At 37.9% G+C, this 18,096-nt stretch carries 12 protein-coding genes; 3 read left to right on the forward strand and 9 right to left on the reverse strand.

The window, feature by feature from the left end; translation table 11 throughout:
* Nucleotides 1–735 precede the first annotated feature (735 nt).
* The 8 genes from ACXHJ1_RS05640 to ACXHJ1_RS05675 all read right to left on the reverse strand — a co-directional run bounded on the left by ACXHJ1_RS05640 (nt 736) and on the right by ACXHJ1_RS05675 (nt 14,749).
* On the reverse strand, nt 736–2,982 hold the full coding sequence (locus ACXHJ1_RS05640) for a UvrD-helicase domain-containing protein (protein ID WP_457905762.1): 2,247 nt from the start codon (nt 2,980–2,982) through the stop codon (nt 736–738).
* Nucleotides 2,979–5,870: a hypothetical protein gene (locus tag ACXHJ1_RS05645; protein ID WP_457905763.1), complete on the reverse strand. Its 2,892-nt coding sequence runs from the start codon at nt 5,868–5,870 to the stop codon at nt 2,979–2,981. The genes ACXHJ1_RS05640 and ACXHJ1_RS05645 overlap by 4 nt, the downstream gene beginning before the upstream one ends.
* Before the next feature lie 394 nt (nt 5,871–6,264).
* Nucleotides 6,265–9,435 carry a P-loop NTPase fold protein gene (locus tag ACXHJ1_RS05650; protein WP_457905764.1) on the reverse strand — a complete coding sequence of 1,057 codons (3,171 nt, stop codon included), beginning with the start codon at nt 9,433–9,435 and terminating at the stop codon, nt 6,265–6,267.
* Between the two features lies 1 nt (nt 9,436).
* Nucleotides 9,437–10,177, reverse strand: coding sequence for a hypothetical protein (locus tag ACXHJ1_RS05655; RefSeq protein WP_457905765.1), 741 nt, complete (start codon nt 10,175–10,177; stop codon nt 9,437–9,439).
* On the reverse strand, nt 10,143–11,072 hold the full coding sequence (locus ACXHJ1_RS05660) for a queuine tRNA-ribosyltransferase (RefSeq protein ID WP_457905766.1): 930 nt from the start codon (nt 11,070–11,072) through the stop codon (nt 10,143–10,145). The genes ACXHJ1_RS05655 and ACXHJ1_RS05660 overlap by 35 nt, the downstream gene beginning before the upstream one ends.
* 107 nt (nt 11,073–11,179) lie before the next feature.
* On the reverse strand, nt 11,180–11,971 hold the full coding sequence (locus tag ACXHJ1_RS05665; protein ID WP_457905767.1) for a hypothetical protein: 792 nt from the start codon (nt 11,969–11,971) through the stop codon (nt 11,180–11,182).
* 79 nt (nt 11,972–12,050) lie between these two features.
* Nucleotides 12,051–14,123 (reverse strand): tRNA-guanine transglycosylase DpdA, encoded by a 2,073-nt coding sequence (dpdA, locus tag ACXHJ1_RS05670; RefSeq protein ID WP_457905768.1) that lies wholly within the window; start codon nt 14,121–14,123, stop codon nt 12,051–12,053.
* 77 nt (nt 14,124–14,200) lie between these two features.
* Nucleotides 14,201–14,749 (reverse strand): VUT family protein, encoded by a 549-nt coding sequence (locus tag ACXHJ1_RS05675; RefSeq protein ID WP_457905769.1) that lies wholly within the window; start codon nt 14,747–14,749, stop codon nt 14,201–14,203.
* A 266-nt stretch (nt 14,750–15,015) separates the two neighbouring features.
* Here ACXHJ1_RS05675 and queC point away from each other — a divergent pair, with 266 nt between their 5' ends.
* The 3 genes from queC to queE are packed head-to-tail and all read left to right on the forward strand — an operon-like array spanning nt 15,016 to nt 16,863.
* Complete coding sequence (gene queC / locus ACXHJ1_RS05680) at nt 15,016–15,678, forward strand: 7-cyano-7-deazaguanine synthase QueC (RefSeq protein WP_457905770.1); 663 nt, start codon at nt 15,016–15,018, stop codon at nt 15,676–15,678.
* Nucleotides 15,675–16,157, forward strand: coding sequence for a 6-carboxytetrahydropterin synthase QueD (queD, locus tag ACXHJ1_RS05685; RefSeq protein ID WP_457905771.1), 483 nt, complete (start codon nt 15,675–15,677; stop codon nt 16,155–16,157). The genes queC and queD overlap by 4 nt, the downstream gene beginning before the upstream one ends.
* Nucleotides 16,150–16,863, forward strand: coding sequence for a 7-carboxy-7-deazaguanine synthase QueE (queE, locus tag ACXHJ1_RS05690; protein ID WP_457905772.1), 714 nt, complete (start codon nt 16,150–16,152; stop codon nt 16,861–16,863). The genes queD and queE overlap by 8 nt, the downstream gene beginning before the upstream one ends.
* Nucleotides 16,864–17,603: 740 nt before the next feature.
* Here the strand turns inward: queE and ACXHJ1_RS05695 are convergent.
* Complete coding sequence (locus ACXHJ1_RS05695; RefSeq protein ID WP_457905773.1) at nt 17,604–18,092, reverse strand: immunity protein YezG family protein; 489 nt, start codon at nt 18,090–18,092, stop codon at nt 17,604–17,606.
* Between the last annotated feature and the right edge of the window lie 4 nt (nt 18,093–18,096).

The raw sequence follows: 18,096 nt of genomic DNA on the forward strand, positions 1-18,096 counted from the left end.
TTTTTACGAACGATAGAGCGGCAAATCCACAATTCGAAGTGTCGTAATGCTGAGAAAGTTTGGAGAGATGGCATACTCTACATCCGTATAGTATCTATTTCGATTTGCCACATACCGCACAAGGTAACTGAATCCTATAATTAATGTACCAGCATCCATATTTTAAAATCTCTAAGCATTGTCAAATCCAACTAACAATTAGACTCATCGTATTTCGCGCCAGCTTTTTTCCACCGCAGGTTTCAAATTGTAAGTTGTAAATTGATAACCGATCTGCTTAATATGCTCTACATAGGTCTGACGGTATTTGAGCCCCCTCATAATTTTATATCCATCAGAAGATATAGAGCGTAAATTTGCAAAAAATATAAAGACGGTTTACTTCCTGACAGTAAATGATTTATCCCTGAACCTAGTGTAGTAAGTGCAATTAGAAGCCTAGTAAACAATCCAGAAGCACTAATTACAATTCGCTTTTTCCAAGCATTCTTTCGATCACCATTTTTCACCCCCAAAAGTTGCAGGTTTAAATCTCAAATAATGGCCAAAGAACAAAAATAATAACTAAAGCATATGAAAAAACGATGATATATTAACTGCATCTTTTGATGCTCAAAAAATACCATCGCGATTTTTTAGCTTGAAACCTCATAAATAAACAAGGCCTTACAGCCTTTTCACCGTCTCCAGTCTAACTCTGTTCAATAGATTCAACAAAGCTTAAAACAGTAGTTACTACTGTCCTAAATTAATATGAGTAATATTTCTTCCTAACTGTTCTAATGGTAGCCTTGCATTCAAAATCTCGTCTTTCCATGACCAGTTATCGCTACCTACTTGGTTCGCTTGATTTCTACCATGTCCAATTAAACATACAACATGTTCCGCTCTTGTTATAGCCACATAGAATATACGTGCTTCTTCCTCAAGAAATTGACTGCGATATTCACTAATCCATTCATTAAACCTGGAAGATGGACCAAGTCCGCCTGGTAATTCAAGGTCTATCCCCCAATCTGGATTTACAAAAAAAGTGGGCATATTCCCCTCAAACAGGAGATTGCGTCCAATGTCAGGAATGATTACTATTGGATACTCTAGACCCTTCGCCGAATGAATCGTTGAGAAACGAACTTTATTAGGCCTAGTATCCTCCTCACCTGTATCAGCCTCGTCTATGTCCACCCCAGATAAAAGAGCCATCTGGAATCGATCAAAAAATTGCTGCAAGGTTAAGGCCTCCGTATTCATTAATTCACGCGACCACATCACTAATTTCTCCAAATTTGCTACAGCCTGCAGATTATCCTGGCTTCCATAATACTCTCGTATTTTTGTGAATTCATAAATATCAGTTAATAATTTCGGCACGAGATCGATTTTCATTCGTTTGCGCACATTCCGCATTCCTTCATACCATGCGGCACATTCTTCTTCTTCTACAAACCAATCTCTTAGTACCAGATTCTCACCATCGCTCCGGTAGACTGATCTTGAAGCGGTAAATGGAAGAAAAGGCGTGCCTAGAGCCAAATCAAGCGAAACATCATCTGGGTACTTCAATATTGCTTGCAGCATATAATAGCAGGCTATGATCTCCGGTTTTCGAAAAAAGCTCCCTCCCATATCTGTTTCTATAGGAATACTGGATGGAAACAGAGAAGCAAACTGATTGAGTTGATTATTAGATCGGAAAAGAACACAGATATCCCTGTATTCAATTTCACGCAAACCACGATATCTGTCATGAATTTGTTGACCGTGAAATTCTCTTATTTTATCTATCAATCGCTCTGCAATCGGCTGGTGACGGTTGCTATATACATTTACATGCTCATACTGAAAAGGGACTAATGCATCACTGGGGATATGAGCATCATCTGCCTGAGTCGATTTGTCTCGCAAAAAATCATAACTTTGTCCCATGTGATCAAACAAAACTGTTTGCGCCTTATATAATGGTTGAGTTGGACGACGGGAAGCACTGAGTGAAAGCAGTGACTTATGATTCGCCTCAGCTATTTTCTTAATCACAGAATGGTCAGCACCACGAAAACCATAAATCGCTTGCTTGCGGTCACCAACAACGAGTACATGTTTAAGCTGTGGCGATAAAGCTTGGATGATTTTCATCTGCAGTTCATCTGTATCCTGAAATTCATCTACGAATAAATAACGGAAGCGAGAAGCTACCAAAGGGGTGATTTGCTCTTTATATTGCTCTACAAGAGCAGCACTTTTATGCAGCAAATCATTCGTATCCACACCGCCTACCTCATTCTTTATCTCCTGATAGTTACGATCCAGATTCTCTAACATACGGGCTGCAGCATTGCGATAGTACTGATTCTCATCATCTTCGTTTTGAGCAAGCGTTTTGGCAACGACGTCCTGGATAGATCGTCCTCGGCTTCGAATGTTCTCGTACCATTTTTCCAGTCTCTCCGCCATATCATGTGGAGCCCAGTGAACCTTGTCCATCCGAAAGAGACATGAAGTTTCAGGATTATCCAATCCCTCATTCATTGTTTTTTTCAATGCCTTTTTGAAATAATGCTTTGCCATAATAATATTCGACTCGTGAGCAATTAACTCTGTATATCCAAAGTTGCGCAGCAGCATCGTACAGAAACTATGAATTGTACCTATGAAGGTCGATGCAATACGCTCTTTTTGTTCCAGCCAGTGTGCACGCTGATCCCAGTCTCCTGCTTTCTCGGCATCCGTAATGCGAGCATGAACACCACTTTCAAGTCTCTCGCGCATTTCATCTGATGCTTTATTCGTGAAGGTGATCAGAGCAAAATCATCAATGTTTACGTTTCCTTCCTCCACCAGATGCAGTACAGCGGCAACCATGGTACGGGTTTTACCTGATCCGGCCCCTGCAGATACAACAGTAATCTTATCCGTTGTTCTGACGCTATCGACAATGCTCGCTTGTTCTTCCGATAAAAGGATACCACCTCGTAAAATGCTCATACGGTTAACTCCTCCTTCTCTTCAGCTATTCCCAAGCATTCTAGCCTGACCGGACAAGATATGCAGTGATCTCCGGCATGCTTTGGAAATCTGTTATTTTCGATGCTTCTAATCCAATGTACCACTTTATTTCTCATCTTTAGATAATGTTCTTCCAAGAAACGAGTATGTGAATTATCACCTGCTTTTTGTTCCTTTTCTACCATAAAAAAGGCGTTAAAAGAGTTTCTCCACCATGAAACAGCCTTTCGTTGAGTAGGAAAAAGCTTCACACCATCCATTTCAATATCCTCTGGGACTTTACCTTTACCTTCAGTTTTGTTTTCTTCCGCAACACCTGACAAGAGCCATTCTTCCGTTTGGACATCATCCAGAATAGGCGAGTCAAATCTCATTCTTTTAACTATATAAGGAATATCAATGATCACTTTTACCGTTCGTTCTTCATATTCTCCATCTACCATTACACGAAACGATTGCTTTGTCCCTTTTATAACTCCGCTAAAGTATTTGTATGTTAGTTCGCTAAAAAATGATAGCTGTTGTTTGACTCGGTGTTCAATGGCATGCCAGGTGATCGGAGTAAAAGCCGGAAAGAGCTTATACATTTCTTGTCTCGTTGTTTTCATATAGCCCAACATAAATTGATTAAAGGTGTTAAAAGTACGCAACTTAGGGATTTCATCTTCACCTGTCTTCTCGATCATACCGTAAATACGATTTAACCATATGCCTTGCGCATAAATTTCAAGTTGCCACTCACTTCGATACATCCGAACTTCCGGCTGAAGCATTTCAAGTCTATACCGGAGTGGACATAGACCATAATGGGCAAGTTCGCTTAAATCATACTCCTTTCTTTTAGCTGAACCTACCTTTGAGTGCTTAACTCCATCATGAGCTTCACTTAAATCAAGCGTGTCAAGGAGACCTTGCTTCCCTCTTTTCATTTCAAGTAGCTTTTCTATTTCCTGAAAATAAGTGCTTGGCTGGAAAGAGTGATCTCCATCTTTTTGCGCATAACTAATCACAAGCTTTTCTTTTGCTGCTCTAACCACAGTCAAAAACATGTACCTTTCCTTATATAAATGATCTTTTCTGCCATCTATGTAAAATGGCCATGGTTCTGGATATAAGGCCGGTGCGTGTACGTTATCACAACCTACATAGATCACAGCTTTATATAACATTCCATCTAACGTTTCCGGTATCACAACTCGGAGAGACGCATTATCTATATTAATATCTGATTCATCCTGCTCCTCTTCTTTGTTCTCGGAATTTCCTCTGGTTATCGCATGGAGGGCATCACCAAATTCACCTGTTGTTATGGGAATTGAGTAATAGGCGCTTAAATCCTCAAAGACGGCTTGGATTTGTTCCAGAACCTCTCTCTCTGCTTTACGGAGATCGTTGGGGAGCATTTCATTTAATTGCTCTTGCAATTTTTTGATATGTTCCCCAAATGATGATTCTCCGTTATAAAATAATCTGAAACACACTTGGTCAAGAAGTTCCACAACCTTCTTCCATTTACGAATGATTTCAGAATCAATTAATTTAATGGGCAGACGTAAATTCTTTGTCTCTTCACTATCCCGTTCAAGCTGCTTTAAACCATTGATCCACTCTTCTTTGGTTCTACATTCTGTAAAGTATTGATACTTAACGGCACGGAACGCCGGGGTTGAATCTTGAATTACGGCTCCCAGCCAACCCGACGCTAAAATAGACTCGAATGCATCAGATTCAAGTAATAATTGGTCATTATGCCACAACTGATAAAGCGTCAAAATAAAACGACCTACAGGGGTTAGCAATAATAATCTCGGATTAGTAGCGAGTTGTACCTGTCGTTTTAACCCTGTTTCACGATCTGTAAAAAAAACTGGATTCATAGCAAGATAATCTCGAAGACGATCATTAAATTCATTGGTTCGACGCATGACAATCGCAATATCCTTTGGTTCATATTCATGGTTTTCAAACCATTCTTTGATCTGTGCCAAACAACCTTGAAGCTCGCGATCTCGGTTCACATATTGCTTTAAAACAACATTATTTACATTACCATTAAAATCAGGATATTTTTTAGTTTGAAGTAAATGATTTTGAACGTGCGTGATGTCTTCATTATTGCTTTGGGGGTCCGTTTCAATTGAACGACGATTATTCCAGACAAAATCGTATGTATTTCTTATGATTTGGTAGGCTTGTAGTTGTTCTTCACGATAAGGCACCAGGAAAATAACATCTTTCCCTTGTTTATCACATTGTTCGATAAACCACCTTTGCAAATCAGTCAAATAAGTGAACCCTTCCATAATAACGAGATTAGTAGGAGGAGAATTTTCAAGTATATATTCACGAGCAACTTCTTCAAATAGTCTTTTATTTTCAAGCTCCAGACGCTTGTAAAAAGAGTGTTGTATTTCTTTGAGGTAGCCTTCTATCATCGGATTTACAAGTCTTTCTTGCTTATCTCTTGGTAACTGCATATAATGTAAATTAATTCCTTGAGCAGCAAGTTCGTAAAGCAAACGGCTCCATGAGGCAAAATCATGACGTAATAAATCTCTTAGTCGAGGATTATTTATAGATACTTCGTCCATCGCACGGAATAACATCATTTTAGATTCGCCTCGTGACGCTAGCTTATACTTTTGTTTTGTCCATCCCCTAAGTACTTCTGCAAACAATGCCATCTTACGTTCATGACCCTTCTCATCTTTGAAGCACTGCTCATTTGGGATCAGAGCATCTTCCTCCCTTTTAGAAGCAAGCGCTTTGGTGGCTGTTAAATATGTAAATGAACACTCTTTTATTATAAATTCTTGAATTTGTGAACGATCGGGTCTCTGATTTTCATATGTAAACAAAGTAAGCATAAAGTCCTCCTATTAGCGTTCTGAATTTGTTTCTAAAGCACTAATTGATAGAATTATAGTACCATATATAGACTACATTGGAAAATGAATTTGACAAACCTCAAGTTTATGCAAAAAATATCATAATTCTGTACTTTGCCTACTGATTCTACTTCCAATTATACTACAATATAAAACAAAAACGGAGTTAAGAGACGTTAGTCACCAAACTCCGTATAAAAATAAACTTATATCAATGATGTTTTTCTATGATGTTACTTTTGAAAAAACTATCTCTACTACAGCGATTACGATAAATTATCTATTGACTTTATTTACGAAAATTAGATATTCGAAAATTCGTTTACTTAGATTGTACCCCCCATCTGAAATTATTTATTGTTAATTATTTCTTCTACTTACCTGAAGCCACCAATCTGATTTCAACCAATTCGAAAAGAGTCGGAAATCTCGTCTTGAGCTCATCTAATAATCGCTTCCATTGTACTGGTGGTAGAATCGTGTATCCTTGCTCCAAAAGTGCTTTGAGATGTCGCTTAACTCTTGGACGTAATTCCTTATTAAGTTCAATTATTCTCATTAAGTCATCCAAACTTTCTATTTCTCCACATCTAAGATCTACCTGTAAATGCTTAATTATGTTTAGTTTCTCGACCTCGCGCAGTTTAAGTTCCTCTATCCGGGCTTTTATTCCGTAAAAGTCAATGTCTTTCCATGCTATAATATCTTTCTGGAAGTCTAAGTTAGTGGTTTGTTGTTGCATTACTAGTTGTTTTGCACTTTTCACGAGCCTAGACCATATAGCTTTTACTAGCAAAACATCATCCAACACATATTCTGAACGTAGAACTGGTAACCAGGCACTTCTAGCAGTGGAGAGGCTGTTATTCAGAAAAGCCAAAGCATCTATGCATTGCAATAATTCCTCTTTTTTCATGGCTAGGTTTGACCAACTGGGTGTAAAGGTATTCCAATTGTTAGTTGGGATTTCATCAAACTCACCCATGATTGATTGAACTTCTTCACATAGTACTTCAAACCGTCTGAAAATTTGAACCACGTCCTGATATAAAGAAACATTTATCGCAAATGTATTGGTGATGCCTTCCTCCTGAAGGCGCTCTTCGAATCGCGCATAATCCACGTAATCTTGAAGTGTGAAATTCATCATCTTCTCGAACTCCCTAATTTTGTCTGCATACATATGATACTCCTTGTTTTGCGATCCCAACAAAAAGGGGATCATAGCTTGTCGTGTATGGAGTTGTTTCTTTAAACGATGATCTAAAAGATTAAGGTATGATAGATAATCCGTTTTTAAGCGTAAAAGAAATGCATAGAGTGAGATTTCTCCTATTTGGTAATGCTCCAATTCCCTTACAGGGGAGTAGTTCTTCAACCATTGATCAAATTCAACTTGTGGTACCCTCCGAGAATCAACGGGCTCAAACATGTTATCTCGCAACAAATACCAGTCTTGATAACTTTGTTCTATGAAACTTATCATCTCCTGATTGACAGGAAACTGATTTTTGATATCTGCTATCCATTGAGCATTTTCAAAAATGGAACATGCCTCAATCCAATTCTTTAGAAGATAAACAAATGAAGCAACTGACAATCCTAACGCTTTTTCTAATTCATCCTTCCAATCATTTTTTAATTCTTCCGCCTGATATATCCAACTTGCGGTTTCGCATTCATTTGCTATTTGTTGAAAAACCTTTGCCTTATTCGAGTACTTAAGCAATTGGAAATTTGAAATTTGGAGAGATGCATACCCACGATTAACCACAATCCTCTTTAAACCGCCTCTCTTGGCATCAAATGTAATGGGATAGCGAGTCCGGTTCATTACATTTTTCCTCTGAATGGTTGCTGTCATTCTTGGAGTAAACTGTCGGGATATATTTATACCTTTTACGACGTCATGAATGAGAGTAGATACTCCCAATCTCACTGGATCAAGAAGTTCAGGATTGATTTGCTTCCCTTCAACCCATTCTCTAACGGTTGACTTATCTGGATTCGATTGCTGAAGCTCTTCTCTTGTCACCAGTTTAGGATTGGTTTCATCTTTACTTTCGAGTGGGTACAAGCGGATTCTCATGTCATCATCCTGATAACCAAAATAGTGTAATACCTCTTTTGGGATGAGACAATCCATTTGTTCTTCAGGTACATACCACTCAGCGTACGTTTTTAAAAAAAGATCGGAATGATCAGAGAACTTTTCTCTTTTCACCATAGGGAGTACCCTGGACACCCATTCTTTTTTGCCCTTTTGGAAAAACCTAATAATCTCTTTACTATTGAGAATCATATACCGAAGTTTTCCTTTACCCACTGGGATGGCATCGAACGTCCTCTTCACCAAATGACGATTGAACGGCAAGAGATTTATGTCTTGTTCTAGTTTATCTTCTTCAGTTTCTCTGGCGGACCGAGCGATCCTTTCACACTCAGAATAGCGAGGGCAATGGCTGGAACATGTGAACCCTTGAGAGGCCTTTAATTGTACTAAATAATTGGACATGTAGGTTGTCACTTGAATACGGTCCAAGCTATAGAAATCCTTCCCCGATTCATCTGATAACCACAATTTTTTAACTCGATCCGTGATAGTATCTAAGTTTTGAATCCGCTGTGTGAGATTAAATCCTTTATCTGTTCCTTGAACAGATCCTGGCGTAAGACCAATGACAACATCCCAATTGCCTTCATCTAGGGTTATCAGTTGATCCAATAAATCGGTCGCATATATATTAACTGACTGTACAAGATCATCAATTAGTAATAACGGGCGTAAATTGATCTTTTTTAGCTGCTCCGTAAGCTGTTTAAACAAGGAACCAATATCCCTCCCTTCAAACAGAAATTGATCTAGTTTTTGGGACAATGTTTTTCTAAAGGAAGGATACTCAATAGGTATTTGAAGTGTTGTGCTCAACACCAGTTCTTCAAACTGAAATTGATGAAGAACTTCAAGAGGCTTTTTAATTCGGCCATTCTGCACCTGCCTCGTAAACTCAGTCACATTCTTCTCAATAATAGGCCTGATCATTAATGCGATTGGCACAATCTCTTCATCGGTAGGAAGAATTTCAGACAACGTTGACCAAACAATTTGGTTTATAAGAGTAATTGGCTTTTTAAGCAGCAGTTCCCAGCGGGTTTCATCAATACTAATCTCTAAAGGGATATCTAAAGCTGCAAAACATTTCTTAATCAAAACCTGGGGATTGAGTTCGGTACGGGAAATACGAATAACGGGGCGGTTCACCTGGTGAAGCTGCCATTTGTCTTTAACCCAACACAGTAACTCAGATTTGCCGGACCCTGTAGACCCGAATAGGAAAAATACGCGATTACCTTCGGAGTCCGCTTCTACTAGATCTTCAAATAGCTCATTTTCGGTAATCTCCGCAATAAGTTTATTTCCATGATATCTATGCATGACTTGGGGAAAATGAGTCTTCCGAAAGTAATCTGGAGAATAACTGTACCTTTCGTCAGCGGTTCCAACTAGTAGCTTTAATGCATCTTTATCCAGACATGGTATCATACTACTTCACCTGCTTTCTTAATCGAATCCAATTCCATTCCTGGTTAGGACCATAAGATTTAAACGGTAGATCTTGTTTGTAACTAATTTCGAGGGATTTATTATGTAACCCCATTAGCCCAAAAACCATTCCTCTAAAGATCCGTCCTTCCGAAGTGATACAAGGTAAGATAGGATGAATATATTTCTCACAAAAAGGATGAAGCCCTCCCTCCCAATCACCAATCTCCTCTATAATCTCCTGTAAAAGTGATAGATGAGGTAAAGCGTAAAAACCTGTGTATACCCGCTTTCCCAGTCCCCAACACTCCATCATTCGTTTCCAAGCATTTATTTTCTCATGCCCAACCATCGTCCTCGTAAATCTGCTATTCACGTAATAATGGATATCCGTCACAAACATCTTATCTTGCTTCACGAATACCTGATTATATAAGGAGGAAAAAACAAAATTCAAACTCTCGTCGTTTCCAATCTCTGTTCGGGAAATGTCAGCCAACCGGCTAAACACTTCTTTATTGCTCCATGATCTATCCTTTATCGCTACCAATCCACTTTCTTCTTTGCGTATGAAGTGAAGATCAAGAAGAATCGTTAGAGCCCCGTCAATTAAGGAAGAGATATCGCCTTCTTCTGAATACTGATAGTTTTGTCGAAGAGTTTGAGTATCAAGACCAGAATGATTTCTAATCGTTTCATAGATCGCTTCAATCTCTGGCCCATAACACATCTGAAAGAGCATAAGCTTCGCCTCCGTTCTTTTTTGTTAATAAATCCTTAATTACGATGCAAAGATGATAGTAGTTATGTACCGTCCTCAGTTTCATGTAGTCCCTTGGGGAGGGAATAAACAAATCATGGGCATTAACTTGGCATACAGGACATTGACAAGGTAGTGGTTCACTAAGTCGAGGACTACCGATTTTTGCGTGTGATTTGGACAAAAAATAGGTTTCAAAAGGTCTGCTATAGAAAATTTGGAAAAAGGCTGCTGCCATTGTCGGTCTCGTAGAATCAAAAGATCTTACACCAATGTCAACCATAGCATGCATTTGAGGGATGCCCGTTACGCCAAATACATGAAGATTAGCTGGGCCAACAATATTCGCTGCATACCTAATCATTTCAATTTGTTTACTTTGATTTAGGGCTAACAAAGATCCTATACCAAACGCTCTATAACCTATTCGAACTAACTCTTTTGCAGAAAATTCTATGCTTGCCCGATCATAGCCCTGAATCACCCCCATAGGTTGTACGTACTTAGGAAACCTCTGAGCACTAAAAAGACTTAAGTATTCATAAGCATTGAATAAAGTTTTTTCCATGGACATATAACGTTCGGATAATGTTGTTTTATTGAGCATCGGTTCATCAAAATGAACCATATAGGCTTCTTGCGGATCACTACTTTCAAGAAAAGAGACTTGTATTTTAAAAATATCTTTTAATGAGGGACGAGTCTTTTTTTTTACATAATAGACTGATCCACAATCCAGTATTATCTTTTTAGGTTTGATTTTAAACCTGCCAAGGGTCCCTCTATTGTCTGGAACTGCACTCACGAGTATAGAACAATCGGGAAAGTAATCTGTAAAAATAGCATCACTATGAGACCATCCAACGTAGAACTGCACTGTATCACCTCTTTTTTACGTGATATTACGTGATAATTGTATCTTAGCATACATTTTCTATCCGAGCTACCGTTTCTTTTTCAATAAAAAAAGAGCCTTTGTGAGGCTCACTTTATCCATTCTTTCCAAATTTGATATACCGATTCACGAACAGCATCATTAAAGCGAAATTTTCCATTCGCACTTAAATACGAATTCCATAACGGATTATCCCGATGAAAAAAGTCCCCTGTCCACCCCATATATTGAAACGGTTTAGATAAGTCAGGTATCTTAACCTCGCGATCTTCCACATCCCATACATCTACAAAATAATGAACATACAATCTCCAAGCAAAATTCGAATCTGCAATGGAACTCTTTCTAAATTTTTTCCGTTCTGATATCTGTAGGTAACCAAGGTAAGGATATTTCTCAGTTAAAGATTTGAGATAATGAATGAAGTCCCTACAGAGTTTAGGCCATAGTTCACGTTCAATGTAAAGATCATTGAATATTTTAAGAATACTCTGGAATGAATGAAGGGTCATAAGTTTGGTAGAATTACTGCTTAATTTATCTTTTTTCTCAATTAATCGACTGATGAAATCATATGAGAGTACTAGTTTCTCACAGTATTCTGCTAAGTGGTACTCCGACATAACAAAGAGTACCACGTACTCATCCTCATCTTCACCGTTAGGTAGTGGATAAAGGAGTACTGGATTGGATATCTGTATTTTATCTGTGCTGTGACTAACCAGTCTTTCGTAACTTACCACAACGACAACTGGATTTATCGTATCTGTACTTAGTAACGGAAGATTCCATAATCTAAGGGTATGTAAAGTATTGATACTAAAAAATACAGCATTCTTATTTCTGTTTAATCTACGCACGTCATCAATCGAAAACAGCATTGCTATTCCCCCAAAGCAAATAAGCCCTAGTGTATCACACTAGGGCCATTTATGCTTCATTCATTTTTTTACTCGTATTTTAAAGATGCTTCTTATTTTCATGATGAGAGATATCTAAGGCTCTTCTTAGCTCTTTGACCTGCTCGTGATACACATGAGTGTTATGGAAACCTCTTCTTCTGTTTCGATTATTCCCTCGGAACACGATGGTATCGATTCCAATTGTTTTACATATTTCACAGCCACACGCTTCCCATGGACGCTCAGATAGTACCTCGCGGTATAGGTCCTCGTGCACTTCACGCTTTTCACCAAGTAGTTCATCATAACGTAAAATGGCCGATAGGGCTTCTTCTAGTTCCAATGCTCCATTACTGAAAGATCTCAATGCCTTCAAAGCGTTCTGTTCGAGTTCCTTATACTGAAGAAACTCCCCCTTTCCTTCTTGGACCATTTTTTTTACTCTTCCGGATGTTTCTTTCGCTTCTGGAATTCGAATGGCCGTATAGTGTTTTCCACCTAAAGTATGATAATTGTGTCCTGTACCTAGCCATGCCCGACGCAATGGGGAACTTGAGTCGAATGAAGTAACTCCAAGTTTATGAAAGGATCTCATGGTGCGCATATCACGCGCAACACCAAACAAGTGCATACGGAAATGTTCATTTGGGATAATCGGTGAAATTTCTCTTAAAATCTCATATATTTTCCCTGATTGTTCCCTTGCAAGTCCACCTATCGCAATATAGTCATAACCCAAATTGATTAGGTGCAACGCTGCTTCTTTGAACGATTGGGGATCCCACCCTTGAATAATCCCAATCGGATGGAATTTATGTGTTCCTTTACGATATTCCACAATAAATTCCTCAGCCTTTTTAAGTGTTAACTCATATCTAAACTTCCTTATATCAGGATCCTTCTTAAAAGGGCCCACGACCAGATGATCGACCGAAACACCATAATTGATTCCTAACTCATCATAATAGTCAATAATTTGTTTCGTTGTGTATGGCGGAACTTCGTTGCTGATATAACTAAACGCTCCGCAATCACCCATAATTGGAAAGTCCTCAGGTAGATGGAGAAACTTATGAATTCCGCCCATCTCTTTTATAAGTTGAACTTTTTGTTTAGTTGCATTATCAATATTGACTTTAGATACCAACAAACCGTCATATTGTGGAGTTCCGTAAATCTGGTGAGAATACACATCGTTTAGCAACGGATTGCGGTCTTTTTGGGAGACGTCATTAATAAAATCATAATTTGGATCCACACGATCATCATTCTCCGGCAAGAAGAAATTCAGTTCCGTTTTAAAGTTTACAGCAATCAAAGAATCTGGTACCGGGAATAACTCACTATAAAAATTTAAGAGATGGGATGCTTTTAATGAATCAATTTTATTCTCTTTCCCTGAAAAATCGGATAAAGTAAGTTGCTTATCTTTATTATCAAAAGAGTCCATAACATAATCACGAACTTTTGACGGGTTTAAATAAAGATCCTCCCAGATCTTATTGTGCCCCACAGCAGAAGCCTGCTTTAACATCTGGGCAAAAAGAAATCCCTTAATACCAATGAGTCCAAATCTAAATACTTTAGCCTCATCCTCTCCTATAGAAAGAAGATGGTAGTTTTCTTCAACCATAACTCTAGTTCTACTTGAATTTCCTGCAAAAAAGAAGAACCTTTGTTGATCACTAATACTCAATGGCCATTCAACAGATTGTAAATACTTATCTCCCAAAAGAAAGAAAACCAAATCATAGTCACGAATTCTTTCTTGTAACATTTCGGTAATTTTTTGTTTTTTCGACCAATTTTTTATAGTTTGGGAGTTCATATTGTTAAATGTCACTTCGTAAGGAACAATCTCTTCATTCTCACTTAACAACCCATATCCAGCAGAAACTATATTCACATCAATCATACCGCCATGTGTACGGTAAGCATTGATTCCTTCCATTAATGCAAGATGCTGACTACCCGTGTACATATTTTTGGCCGTTGTTTTATACTCGGATAATTCAGATTCTCGTTGCTGTAATCTATATCTATCCTGAAAATCTTCAAATAACAATTGATTCTCCGGCTTACTTATCTTCTCACCCGTACATGAGGTTACTACTAAAATGCGCTTCTCCATATTTCCTCCGTATCCTAATATACAAATGTTTGTTCCCCTGCAATAATAACATAAATTGTCTTGTTATTAAAATATCTCTACTCTTGTATAAAACGATTTGCTCCCTTGTTCAAAGAGAAACGGATAACGCCAGACGCAAGCAACTGAACAATTGTTTTAACAATAATTTGGCCTAAAATTGCATATACAACTGCATTCCAAGGAATAAAGTTTGCACCAAGAGGTGATAGCCCAATCACTACAAAAATAATGCTATCTAAGAAGCCTCCAACAATACCGCTGTACATCACCCGTAGAAAAAACGGAAACTTTAAACGAGTATATATTTCTGTATCGGTGGTCTCAGAGACGAGAAAAGTCAAAACAGATGCAAATGTGATCCAAAGTCCATCACCGAGTAAATATGAAGTTAACCCAGACAAAATCATTGCTATGAAAATGAGGATATATACAAACCTTCTCCCCACATACATTTGAACAAAATCTCTAAGGATAAAGGTTGCCCCAATGATAAAGGAACCTGCCGGAATAATAAAAAATCCAAATTGAATCGGATTTGTTCCTGCCGTCACGACATTCGCTGTAACAATAGCCAATAAGTATAATAGAATAACTAGGTATTTCATTCATTCACCTTTTCTCAGTATTTTTTACTATTATATAATAGGATTTTAAAATCAGCTACCCCCTCCCTCACCAGGGAGGCCTAAGAGGGGTTGAAAATTTATCTTATTGGTTTAGGAATGACTTAACAATGTAGAATTCTTACCAATGTTTCCTGTTGATTTACAAATATTCAAAAAGACTAGGCGTTATCATAAATTCTATAATGTTATACTTGTTAAGTAGTAGCGTACTCATAGGATCTTCGAGAAAGGAGAATATAAATCTGATGAATAATAAGGCACTTGTTGTATTTAGTGGAGGACAAGATAGTACTACCTGTTTACTCTGGGCACTAAAAGAATTTGATGAGGTCCAAACAGTTTCTTTTCAATACGGTCAACGTCATAAGTTGGAATTGGAATGTGCTTCTGAAATTGCAAAAGAACTCAACGTGGAGCATCACGTTTTAGATCTTAATTTACTCAATCAATTAGCACCGAATGCGCTCACTAGAGAAGATATAAAAATAGAAGCAGGTAGCGAAGGAACACTTCCAAACACTTTTGTTGATGGTCGCAATATGTTGTTCCTTTCCTTTGCAGCCATTCTAGCTAAACAATTAGGCTACTATCATCTGATTACAGGTGTGTGTCAAACTGATTTTAGTGGATACCCCGATTGTCGAGATGTCTTTATCAAGTCTCTAAATGTGACCTTAAATCTTGCGATGGACTATAATTTTGTCATTCATACTCCCTTGATGTGGCTTAACAAGAAACAAACTTGGGAATTTGCAGATCAATTAGGCCACCTCGATTTTATCAGAACGAAGACGCTGACTTGCTATAACGGGATTATGGGAGATGGCTGTGGTGAATGTCCGGCGTGCCTTTTGCGAAAGACAGGACTGGATCAGTATCTTCAAGAGAGAAGTGAGAGTACAATATGAAGGGTGAAGTAAATGTTTGTAAGATATTTCAATTTGATGCCTCTCATCAACTGATAGGTCACGATGGTAAATGTGCAAATGTACATGGCCATACGTATAAACTTGAAGTTGTCATTCGAGGGAAAGTTCAAGGTTCCGAAGCTATTTCCAAAGAAGGATTCGTGATGGATTTTAGTGATCTTAAGAAAATCGTAAAGGAACTTATCGTGGATAAGTTTGATCATGCTTTTATTGCAGCGGGAAATGAACCCGTTCTTAAAATCCTAAAAGAAACCGGATCGAAGGTATGCGTTATTGGATGTAGAACTACCGCAGAAAATATGTCAAAGTATATCTGTTACGAACTCAACAAGGCCAAGTTACCCGTATGGTCCATAAAACTGTGGGAAACTCCTACAAGTTGGGCAGAGGTATTTGCATCGGACATAGAAGATACTGTACCTCATTATGGGATACGCGGAGATTGTGATTATGAGTAAACTGCCAGTCATTGAACTTTTTGGACCTACTATTCAAGGAGAAGGATCTGTCATCGGCCTAAAAACCATGTTTGTTCGTTTGTATGGCTGTGACTACAAATGTTCTTGGTGTGATTCTGCATTCACTTGGGACGGTTCAAATAAATCCAACTTGAGACGTTTAACGTGTAAAGAAACAATTGAACAACTACAAAATATTGGCTTAAAAAATTGTACTTATGTCACGATATCAGGCGGGAATCCTGCGCTTTATAAAGAACCTGTTAAGGATCTTATTTCAGAACTACACAAACTATCTAAAAAGGTTATCATCGAAACCCAAGGAAGTATCTGGCAAGATTGGTTCAATGATGTAGACATTTTAACCATAAGTCCAAAACCTCCTAGCTCTAAGATGTCTACAAATTGGGAGGGTCTTCAATCTATTTTCGAAAATCTACAACATTCAAACGTCTCTTTAAAAATAGTTATCTTTGATGAAGATGATTATGTATTTGCCAAGAAAGTTCATAAGATGTACCCTTATATTCCTTTTTATCTTCAAGTAGGGAATAATGAACTAGCTCGCAGTGGAAGTATTGCTGAGCAATTACTAAAAAAGTTGGAATGGCTGTTTGACATAGTTATTAGTGACCCAGAAATGCAAACCGCTAGGGTACTTCCTCAATTGCATACTTTAATTTGGAACAACGAGCGGGGAAAGTAAAAACTAACTGAATTTGAAACAAGGAAGGCAGTCCTGAAAACACTAAAATAAGGTTCCAAGCCCTTTTCACAATGGTTTTTCAGGTTTCTCTAATGATATGGTTTTCTAAATGAAGAACGAGTGGTTCACTCATAATGAAATTTCTTTTTCATTGTTTTTTTGACCTCACCATTACTGTACTCTTTAATAAACTTTCTTTTACCATATCAGATTAGAACCGTCAGTTTCGTTAAATTATACGGATAGAAGAGCTATTTATCTCCTGATACAGTCAGTCAATTGAGTTGTTGGTTATAACATTTATTGATACTAAAACATCTTAGAAATGGTCCTTTATATGTCAATAAGTACATTATGCAACCAATGTGAGGTTTCAAACTTTGGCATGAAACAAAAAAGGATCGACTAATATCATGCATCGGTGGGGCCTTGCTTTACTTTATTTACTGTAGATGTTTTTTAGCCATATTAGTCCAATCCCTCACTTTTTTAAGTGTCCATTATATGTACCTACTCAAACTCTATCAATAATTCTTTAGCGCGATACCGACGATATAGACCAATGTCGGTACCGTCGCTTTTGTTCTAAAGAACTGTGCCAGTACCCTGTGGATTTTAACCATCAATGAAAAAACGAGCCTTTCACCTACGCTAAAAAAACATCACGCATTCACTAAGACGACTCTGTCACATTTAACCTTTGATTCCATTAAACTTCTATCATAACTCTTTCAGTCTAGTTATTGATGGTTATCCTGTGTACTTTCAATGTAGCTCTCAAAAATCTGCCTAGCACGTTTTTTTTCCATTGGTGGTTCTAAGCCTAGATATTTATATCTCCAAATTATTTGCCTTTCAAAATCATCTACTTCTGATAAATCCTGATACTCAAAGTCAATTTTAAACTGCCCTGTTGCATCCAGTATAAAGGTTAGGCTTGTCCAAATATCCTGATTTTCCTGTGTATACTCCTTCCACAAATCTTCAAAACATCCAGAAAGTTCATGCCTCAACTGATCTATATGATCTTCGTCAACCTCAAACAATTCGGGTATTTCAAGAACAAAAACCGGGTTTCCCTCCCTTTCAGGATAATAATAAAACCCAACTTTGCTCACATCTTCTTGAACTTCTGCGTAAATGAACACTTTACTCCACTCTTCGGGGATTATTTCATTAACTTTCACTGCAATATCCTGATACAAATCCGCAATTTTTTGTGTTTCCAATTGC

This window comes from Paenibacillus sp. ALE2 (assembly GCF_054113385.1).

Coding starts and splice junctions, on each gene's coding strand:
- queC (WP_457905770.1), top strand. CDS start 15,016: ATGAATAATAAGGCACTTGTTGTATTTAGTGGAGGACAAGATAGTACT.
- ACXHJ1_RS05655 (WP_457905765.1), bottom strand. CDS start 10,177: ATGCTCTTTCAGATGTGTTATGGGCCAGAGATTGAAGCGATCTATGAA.
- queE (WP_457905772.1), top strand. CDS start 16,150: ATGAGTAAACTGCCAGTCATTGAACTTTTTGGACCTACTATTCAAGGA.
- queD (WP_457905771.1), top strand. CDS start 15,675: ATGAAGGGTGAAGTAAATGTTTGTAAGATATTTCAATTTGATGCCTCT.
- ACXHJ1_RS05650 (WP_457905764.1), bottom strand. CDS start 9,435: ATGATACCATGTCTGGATAAAGATGCATTAAAGCTACTAGTTGGAACC.
- dpdA (WP_457905768.1), bottom strand. CDS start 14,123: ATGGAGAAGCGCATTTTAGTAGTAACCTCATGTACGGGTGAGAAGATA.
- ACXHJ1_RS05640 (WP_457905762.1), bottom strand. CDS start 2,982: ATGAGCATTTTACGAGGTGGTATCCTTTTATCGGAAGAACAAGCGAGC.
- ACXHJ1_RS05675 (WP_457905769.1), bottom strand. CDS start 14,749: ATGAAATACCTAGTTATTCTATTATACTTATTGGCTATTGTTACAGCG.
- ACXHJ1_RS05665 (WP_457905767.1), bottom strand. CDS start 11,971: ATGCTGTTTTCGATTGATGACGTGCGTAGATTAAACAGAAATAAGAAT.
- ACXHJ1_RS05645 (WP_457905763.1), bottom strand. CDS start 5,870: ATGCTTACTTTGTTTACATATGAAAATCAGAGACCCGATCGTTCACAA.